The sequence below is a fragment of the Acinetobacter sp. YH12049 genome (assembly GCF_013419875.1).
Taxonomy (GTDB): domain Bacteria; phylum Pseudomonadota; class Gammaproteobacteria; order Pseudomonadales; family Moraxellaceae; genus Acinetobacter; species Acinetobacter amyesii.
Genome location: NZ_VOZH01000068.1, coordinates 1 through 8,523 on the forward strand (window position 1 = coordinate 1; position 8,523 = coordinate 8,523).

The window sequence follows — 8,523 nt, forward strand, 5'->3', positions numbered from 1 at the left end:
TCTTATAGTCGAGCGCAAGCGTAGACTATGAGAATGTAGGAATGACATAGGAAAAAGCGCACTTTAACCCAAAATTGACATTCCGCTTCGCTACATATCAATTTTGAGTCGTGCGCCCCCCTCCAGCACTGGGCAGGTGGGAACTTTTAAGACGTTTCATGAGAAAGTAATTTATTGCACTTTGCACAATAATTATTTTCATGTAACGTCTTAAAAGTAAAGAAGCAAGAGCAACGGCAGGATAACAGTGTGTCTAGTAAAATCATTATTCGTAATCAGTATTCACACCGCATTTCTACTGTCAAAAAATCAAACGGTCACAGTATATTAAGAATAATTGCATATATTAATGCACGTAAATTATCGAACAATTTAACGGGAGATGAGCATAATTTTTCGCATAAATCTGGGATAATTGAAACCGGTTTTTATATGCCGCATGGCATTAAAACAGATATGACAGAAGAACAATTTTATAATCATATCGAGAATAATAGTCATGCTTCTACAAACATTATTGCTTACAGTTCTATTGCAGCTTTACCTCCTGAAATTTCAAAAGAAGAACAGCTAAAACTTGTTGAAGAATTTTGCAATATATTCACAGAACAGTACGGAACATCTATTAGTTTTGCGATACATGAAGCCGATAATTTAATGCGAAAAAAGGCTAAGTTAGCTGAAATTGAAAAGCATAATTTGCCTGTCGAGGATGAAGATTTAAGACTACAAATCCAAAATAATCATGTTCATTTTGTGATTCCATATTGCAAAATTGAAGCCCTAACAGAGCAAGATTTAAAAGTAAAGCGTAAGAAAAAATCTTTTGCAGATACGTTTAAACTGGGTAGCCAAGTTAAAGATTTTAACCCCATAAAATATGGTTCAGAAATCAAAAAAGATAAGCCTGATTTAATGAATGTTGAGCAAAATTTTCTGCAATTTATGCGAGAAAAATTCTGTGTGAGTATCAATAATTCATTAGAAAAAAATAACCGCATTGAGCGTTATACCCATAAGTCTTATAAAGATTTAGGTCTACAAATTTCAGCAACAGTTCATGAAGGTGAGATGGTGAAAAACCGTGTTGCAAGCGGTAAAAAGATGGATGTTAACGAATACAATAAGCAGCAGAAAGCCAAGCAACAAACCGAATCTGACTATCTCAATTTTATCAATGTGCCATTGCCTGCGGAGCTTGCATATAAGATTTTGAACGGTGAAAAACTTGCTGAAAAAGTGCTATTGGACAGCTTAAAACCGAACCCAAAATCAGACTATGAACAAGCACAAGAGTTGCTTAATCAGATCAACAATGCACAGCAGTTAATCGACAATGAGCTTGCAGATCACAAGCCTGAACCAACTAATTTACGGGAAAAACTTGAACGGCTCAAAGAATCCAATATCCCTCCAAATGCAACAGCGGAACCAACTGAGACACTCAGTCAGAAGCTTGAACGATTGAAGCAAAAAAAGGCCGAAAAGCCCAAGCCACAATCTGATAACGATAACGATTATTCACCATTTTAACTAAAAATTGGGAGCAGTCACATGACTGACAACAGCGAGATTATTGATTTACTGACAGCCATTGTCAGCACGATTGAAAGCCAAGACATACAAGCTCAGAAAGCCAAGTCTGAGCTTGTGGAGCAACTGAAAGTCATTGCATCAAAGACTGATACAGTCAGTACAAACTTTCCGAAATTGATCGAAACGCTATCAAATTTTGATAGCAAGATTGCATCAAGTTTTGATGATATTCAAAACGTCAGTAAGCAGTTAAATAGTGTTGTTCAGCAAATTTCAGTTGCTCAAAAAGCACTTGAAATTGTCCGTTTACAAGCATCAAATCTAAATATTGAACAGACGACCACACATATTAAAAATGCTGATGCTCAGGCTAAACAGCTTACTGAACATTTAGAAAATAATAGTCAGCGCTATCAAAATAATATGCGTGCTGCGACCAATATCGCAATTCAGCAAGTCGAAATTTTAAAAAAACAAGTCAGTACAATTTCAGACAGTTTTTCAGACATTGTCTCGAATCGAATTTCAGAAGAAATTATCGGCCAAGTGTCATCGAAACTTACTCAACAAATTTCAGATCAATTGAAATCTGAAATAGAAGTAAGTGCGAAAGATACCGCTGAAAAGCTTGTTAGCTCTACATTTAACAAATTAGATTTTGCTTTTAATAACGCTGAACAACGGCTGAAAGAAAATTCCACTGCTTTTCATAATCAAATCATCACAACATATAATGCTGATCTTAAAACAGTGAAAGAGATCAGCACTGAATTACAGGCGACAGCACAAAGATCCGCTGAACTATACCAACAGCGTGAAAAAGCATATCAAGATCATGTTTTAGAAGAAAAGAAGGAACAAAAGTTAAGTTTGTTAAAAAAATTTGGTATCGGCTGGGCAATAGTTACTATCACAGGTCTAACTTTCGGTCTTCTGAGCCAAACAATGGTCGAATCTGGAATTGAAAAAGCATTAAATTACAGAATGATAGAAGCTAGGCTTAAGGGGCTTGGTCTGCAAATGTTATCGCCAGATATATGTAAAAATTACATTCCTAAACAAGCTTTTTCGCAAATCCCGGCAATCCAAACTTGTTTCCAGTTTAGAAGTTCGCAGAAAATTCAAACTCAATATGGTGAATTACACGTAATTTATAAGTGAAAAAATCAGCTATGATGAATCATTATTCATAGCTATAAAACCAATCAAAGAACAATGCCTAAATTTACCGTTGCTGAATTAGCTAAAAAATATGGGATCGCTCGTACATCAATTTATGATCGTATGAAGAATGGTTCTATCAGTTATGAAATTGATGCTAAGAATCGAAAAGTCATTGATTTTAGTGAAATGCAACGTGTTTACGGTATGCCTAACAGTCAGGCTGACAGTAAGCCTGATAGTAAGGAAACTGACAACACTACAGTTGAACTGTACAAGCAATTGATTGAAGAATTACGACATGATAAATCAGTTGCCGAAGAACGTGAAAGGCGTATGTACAAAGAGATTGAGCAACTTAAAGATAAAATTGACAACCTAACATTAGCACTTGGCTATACACCTAAAAATATTCAGCCTGACAGTCAGGATTACAGTACAAATGAACAAATCCGTACAACTACAGACTTACAAGAAATTGTACAGCCCGAACAAATTACAGCAATAGAAAATAAGCCTATTCAGCAAGCTGCTACGATAACACCGGAACCTAAAAAACGAGGTTTATTGGGCCGAGTGCTACATGCTGTTTTAAGTGATGACTAGAGGTTGAATTGTTTACCAAGGCTTATCAAAACCGTGAAACATTGATTAAATAGTAGGCGTGGAACGTGATAAATCAAAGAAAAAGCCCAATCGGGAAGGATTGGGCTTTTTACATCAACATAAAACACTGAATTTTAAAGATAAATGAAGAGCATTTCGTATAAGGTGTATTATGTTAATTTTAGCTTAACTTCATATTAAGACTAAATAGATTTGGGGATAATTGCATTACCAGATTCAGTCAACCAAAGATCATCAGTTGGTAATAAATGATAATTTCGTTCTTTATAAAAATTAAGAAAATTATCATCTAGGGTTGCGGGAAACTCTCTTTGAATTTCACTTTGTAAATTAAGTAAAAGTTTACTACTTAGAAGATTAGCATATTGACCACGTAGAGCTTTTTCATACCATTGTATTAACTGATCTTCTGTAATAATACTTTGTATCTTACTTTTCCATCCAATTTGATTAAGTAATGATGTAATAACTTTAGCATCCGCTTTTTTACATACAATGACTATCCTATCTGCGGTTAAAGAATTACAAATCCCTTCTGCTAGCTCTTCAGACAAAGAAAGATGTTTAATTTGAACAATAACCCCAAAATTTGTCCAAATATCTAACCCTCTATCTGCTGCATTCGTAGCTCCAATACGATGTACACTCCCATTTGTTTTAAAAAATGTATCAGCTACAGAGATATTGAGAACAGCCTTTGTAAAATCTTCAAACTCTTCGATAATAAATTTTTTTTCAGTGTTATAAGAAAGAGTAATTTCCGCATCTATTGCTTCAACTATAGATGAAAATAAAGCATACACTACACATTCAAATACTTTATCTATGCTTCGTTTTAATCCTGGTTCTTTCCAAAAAGAATCCATAAATTCATCTAATTTAAAATTAGATGAATCATGGGATAAACAATAATTAACACTATTAGACACAGAGCCTAAGCGCTTAGCAAATAAGGTATAAATATAAGCTTCTATAGCTCCATTTTTTCCATTATTTTCCTTTGCTAACACTTCTAGAATACGCGGGGGAATGGCATTTTCCTCAAATAAATTATCTTGGAATCGGGCACTAGAAGTTGATACATTACCAACTAATTTAGAAGTGACCGCATCACGCCATTTCTTCGATTGTGTTCTATATGTTTCCAATTCTAAAGGATTTAACTCTTCGGGATTTAGTCTATATTTCCTCAGAATTTCAGCAATTTGCATAGGTTTATACAGATGCGCTCTACTCTTAGCAACTAACGAATCTAAAGCCAATTTTGCATCTAAAACTGTTGTCATGACTGCTATCTAATTTAATGATTTTAAGCAATTTATCATATTTTCAGCGATGCGTTCTATCACTGTAACCGTTACTGAATTACCAGCAACTTTCCTCACTTGAGTATAAGGCACATCAATTTTATAAGTGTCTGGAAAACCTTGTAACCGTAACATCTCACGCCCAGTTAAACGTCGTATACCATTTACCACTAAATAATTGTAACTGCCCCCAGCTCTTAACGCACATGAATATGGAAGTGCTGAAATATTACCACCAATATTTTCATGCCATATTGAAGGCATAGGCGGCTCTTTCTTTAGTTTTTCAAATCTTTTATTTCTAATTTCTTCAGATAAAAAATACTTACTTTCAATATCTTCATCCGCTTCTAATATTTCAGAAAGTGGTCTATATCCGCTTAATTTTTCAGGGAAATTGAAATCAACTTTGTCTAAGAAACCAACAATATAAATACGTTCTCGCTTCTGCGGAACACCACCATATTCCAATGAGTTTAATACTTTATAATGTAAGTTATACCCCAAGTCTTCTAACTTATTTTTGATAGTTTGAAAGGTATTTCCCTTATCATGAGTAGTTAGACGCTTTACATTCTCAAGTAGGAACGCTTTTGGTTTTTTTACTCTTAATATTTCTTCAATATTAAAAAATAATGTACCTCTTGTATCTGAAAAACCTAGACCTTTACCCGCAATACTAAAGGGTTGGCATGGGAAACCAGCTAAAAGAATATCATGATCAGGAATATCTTTAGGTTCTATTAGATTAATATCACCAAATGGTTCATCACCAAAATTGTCCTTATAGATTTTCTTTGCATGTTCGTCCCATTCCGATGCAAAAACCGTTTCACATCCATATTTTTCAAAACCTAGACGTATTCCACCTATGCCAGCAAAAAGATCAATAGTTTTATAAGTAACAGAGGTCATAACAAGATTACAAAGGGTGAAAATGAATGGATTGTACCGAAAAGATGTTCTGTATGATTTATTAATCGCCTAACATTACGACAATACCTGTCGTTAATTATTAAAATGAATCTGTTTGTCTATCATACGACCAACAAAAATGACCATTTTTTCTATTAACCTATTTTTAATATAAAATTGATAGCAGTCATATGTTTTCCTGCTTTACACGTAAGTAGGCTGATGAAGCGTAAAGTAGGAATTACATATCACTATGACGAACAATGTAATAAATACTATTTAACATAAAATCTCTTATACGAAATTTGACTGTAAGCCGCCAAGTAGAAATGTCCACCTGATAGTTCACTTGAAAATAGGCTCTTATTTGGCCCAAATTCAACGATAGAACACTTATTGTTACTACCCATCATAAAAATACGAAACATTGGATAGAGCGTAAATGAGGGCAAAATAGAGCTATGTTTTACGTCAACTTGGAATATAACCAGAAAGTAAACATGAGGAATCCTATTACAATTGAATGGTAAAAATCAAATTAATTTTAAGAAAAATTAAATAATAACAATAACTTACAGAGCGAGTGTCTACGAGCGAACTGATTGAATATGACTTCAGCCATTCTTTTTCTCTGATTACAAGCTCCATTTTGCTTCTAAAACTTAGATACAGAGCATCCCGAAGGGTGCGAACTTTGAAGCTTTTGCTTTTAAAAATGCCATGAGCGAAGCGAATGCCATAATTTTCTTTTTGCTTTTTGTTATTACATACAACAGTTACAAAAATTGCCCCATCGCTGTGAGCGTAAGCGAACAGCAATAGAGTACGAGGCTTGCCGAGTACCAAGGGCAATTTTCTTTTTCTATTTTTAATCTTTTTAAAAGCTTTTATAAAGCTTTATAGCTTTAAAAAGCTTTAAAAAAGCTTTACGGCATATCTTAAAGTCTTATATAGCAATGCTTTCAGAGCATTTAGGGGGGTGGCGTTGCAGACTAAGGGGGGTGGCGTTGCAGACAAATTATCATCAAAGGGGGTGGCGTTGCAGACTAAGGGGGGTGGCGTTGCAGACTAAGGGGGGTGGCATTGCAGACTAGGGGGGTGGCGTTGCAGACAAAAAAACATCCTCATTGACTAACATTAAAGGGGGTGATATAAAATAATACTGCACCCCCTTTATGAAAATAAAAATTGTGAGTAAAACTGCTAAAAAGAGTTCAATCAACGACTTCACAGAACAAGATAAAGTATTGTATCCATTACTTTCTCCTGAGAAGAAATATCCTGAACATCTCGCTGTTCTTCAAAATGCTTTTTGGCTGCTTCAACACGAAAAGCCACCAAAAGATGATATGTTGAAGCTGCTCATGTTTTTTAGTCCTAAAGTGCGCTTATCCAATGACTTACCAACTGAGCAAACAGTCTTTTCAATTACAGCAAAAGAGTATGCAGAGTTAACTGGCTTGAATATAAAAGGGGCTTATGCTGCTTTAGATCGTGTTGTTGACGCTCTCTACAATCACAGCGTTATTTTTCATAATGAAGAACGTGGGAATGTACGGACTAGACTTGTCACTTCAACAGCTTACAAAGAGGGGAGATTTACAGTCAGTTTTACACACTATGCTCTGCATATTATGTATGTCTTCAATCAACAACACCCTTTCACAAAGCTACAAATCAAGTCAATTTCAGGACTGCACGGACATGGATTAAAGTTATATCCATTATTAGTTCAAAATGAATATCGTTTTAACTTTGATATTGCAATCAGCGACCTAAAAGAAGCCTTAAATATTGATTTGCAGTCATATAGCGATTACAAAGAGTTTAAAAAGTTCGTGTTAAAACCACATATTGACTTGATCAACCTAAAGACCGAATTATCTGTTCAATATAAAGCTGAAAAAAAAGAAGGTCGGAAAGCCAGTCATGTCAATTTTACTGTAACAAAAAAACGAACAGTCAAAGCAGAAGAACCAAAGAAAAAAGTACCAGATGAACCACAAAATGAACAACCAAAAATTACAGCAACAATGGTCTATAAAGAAATTATAAAAAAACCTGAACTATTGCCACGTTTTCAAGAGTCTGGTGAAGCACTAAATGAGATGATTGATCGAATCAAAAATGATTTTAAAAATGGTAATCAAGAGCGATGGATTAATAAGCTTCAAGAGTTCGGAATAACTTTTGAAGAACCTGCACCATTTTAATGATGAGAATTCAGTACAGCTTTAACAAAATATTTTGTTAAAGCTGCCATTAGAAAAACCACATCTTATTTTCTTAACTTTTCTCTACGTGCATTGTCATTATGTAAATAGAGTGCTTCTTTTAAATTATCAGAACCTTTGAAAATTTTATTCTTTTCACGTTTAGGAGCAGCTTTTAAAACCTTGTCCAGTAGTTCAATAAATTGGGCTTGTTCAGCTTCATTTAGATTATTATTACTATTGTCGAAAATTTGATTGATAACAGAGTCAGCTATACCAAATTTTTGAGCATCTACAATTCTTTTTTCCGTGGGTGTCAGATCTGGAAGTATATCTTTAAATTTTTCGATTGCTTCACTTGCTAGTTTTTGAATATCAGCAAGAGATTTTTGAGCATCTTTTAACTGTTCTTTTGACAATTTACGACTTTCAATTTTACTGATTAATTCACTAACTTGCTTAGCATATTCTTTGCTGTCAAAAATTGGAGTCTTATCTTGTTCATTCATGTTTATATTCTCATAAATAAAAATATCTAATCATCACAATATAAAAAAAACAAGGGCAAATTATCGTTTTTAAATTATTGAAGTGTGAGAGCCGATTGCCGTTAAACTTTTTCCATGACATTCCACATTCTTATAGTCGAGCGCAAGCGTAGACTATGAGAATGTAGGAATGACATAGGAAAAAGCGCACTTTAACCCAAAATTGACATTCCGCTTCGCTACATATCAATTTTGAGTCGTGCGCCCCCCTCCAGC

The 8,523-nt window shown here is 34.4% G+C and carries 7 protein-coding genes; 4 read left to right on the plus strand and 3 right to left on the minus strand.

The genetic code is table 11. From position 1 onward, the window contains the following. Nucleotides 1-249: 249 nt before the first annotated feature. From FTU05_RS16685 to FTU05_RS16695, 3 genes are all read left to right on the plus strand, one after another. On the plus strand, nucleotides 250-1,533 hold the full coding sequence (locus tag FTU05_RS16685; RefSeq protein ID WP_180166101.1) for a MobA/MobL family protein: 1,284 nt from the start codon (nucleotides 250-252) through the stop codon (nucleotides 1,531-1,533). A gap of 117 nt (nucleotides 1,534-1,650) precedes the next feature. Then, nucleotides 1,651-2,697 carry a hypothetical protein gene (locus FTU05_RS16690; protein WP_180166103.1) on the plus strand — a complete coding sequence of 349 codons (1,047 nt, stop codon included), beginning with the start codon at nucleotides 1,651-1,653 and terminating at the stop codon, nucleotides 2,695-2,697. Nucleotides 2,698-2,751: 54 nt separating this feature from the next. Next, entirely contained in the window at nucleotides 2,752-3,303 is a 552-nt protein-coding gene (locus tag FTU05_RS16695) for a plasmid replication DNA-binding protein (protein ID WP_180166105.1), read from the plus strand. A 203-nt stretch (nucleotides 3,304-3,506) separates the two neighbouring features. Here FTU05_RS16695 and FTU05_RS16700 read toward each other — a convergent pair whose 3' ends face one another. Together FTU05_RS16700 and FTU05_RS16705 are read right to left on the minus strand one after the other, a co-directional pair. Next, nucleotides 3,507-4,610, minus strand: coding sequence for a HaeII family restriction endonuclease (locus tag FTU05_RS16700; protein WP_180047913.1), 1,104 nt, complete (start codon nucleotides 4,608-4,610; stop codon nucleotides 3,507-3,509). Nucleotides 4,611-4,619: 9 nt separating this feature from the next. Further along, nucleotides 4,620-5,546, minus strand: a complete 927-nt coding sequence (locus FTU05_RS16705; protein WP_180113150.1) for a DNA cytosine methyltransferase — start codon at nucleotides 5,544-5,546, stop codon at nucleotides 4,620-4,622. Between the two features lie 1,175 nt (nucleotides 5,547-6,721). On the opposite strand from FTU05_RS16705, the gene FTU05_RS16710 reads away from it, so the two are divergent. Beyond that, entirely contained in the window at nucleotides 6,722-7,759 is a 1,038-nt protein-coding gene (locus FTU05_RS16710) for a replication initiation protein (RefSeq protein WP_218953452.1), read from the plus strand. A 65-nt stretch (nucleotides 7,760-7,824) separates the two neighbouring features. Here the strand turns inward: FTU05_RS16710 and FTU05_RS16715 are convergent, their stop codons facing one another. Continuing rightward, nucleotides 7,825-8,268, minus strand: a complete 444-nt coding sequence (locus FTU05_RS16715) for a hypothetical protein (RefSeq protein ID WP_180166107.1) — start codon at nucleotides 8,266-8,268, stop codon at nucleotides 7,825-7,827. Nucleotides 8,269-8,523: the final 255 nt, after the last annotated feature.

Coding starts and splice junctions, on each gene's coding strand:
- FTU05_RS16695 (WP_180166105.1), top strand. CDS start 2,752: ATGCCTAAATTTACCGTTGCTGAATTAGCTAAAAAATATGGGATCGCT.
- FTU05_RS16715 (WP_180166107.1), bottom strand. CDS start 8,268: ATGAATGAACAAGATAAGACTCCAATTTTTGACAGCAAAGAATATGCT.
- FTU05_RS16700 (WP_180047913.1), bottom strand. CDS start 4,610: ATGACAACAGTTTTAGATGCAAAATTGGCTTTAGATTCGTTAGTTGCT.
- FTU05_RS16710 (WP_218953452.1), top strand. CDS start 6,722: ATGAAAATAAAAATTGTGAGTAAAACTGCTAAAAAGAGTTCAATCAAC.
- FTU05_RS16705 (WP_180113150.1), bottom strand. CDS start 5,546: ATGACCTCTGTTACTTATAAAACTATTGATCTTTTTGCTGGCATAGGT.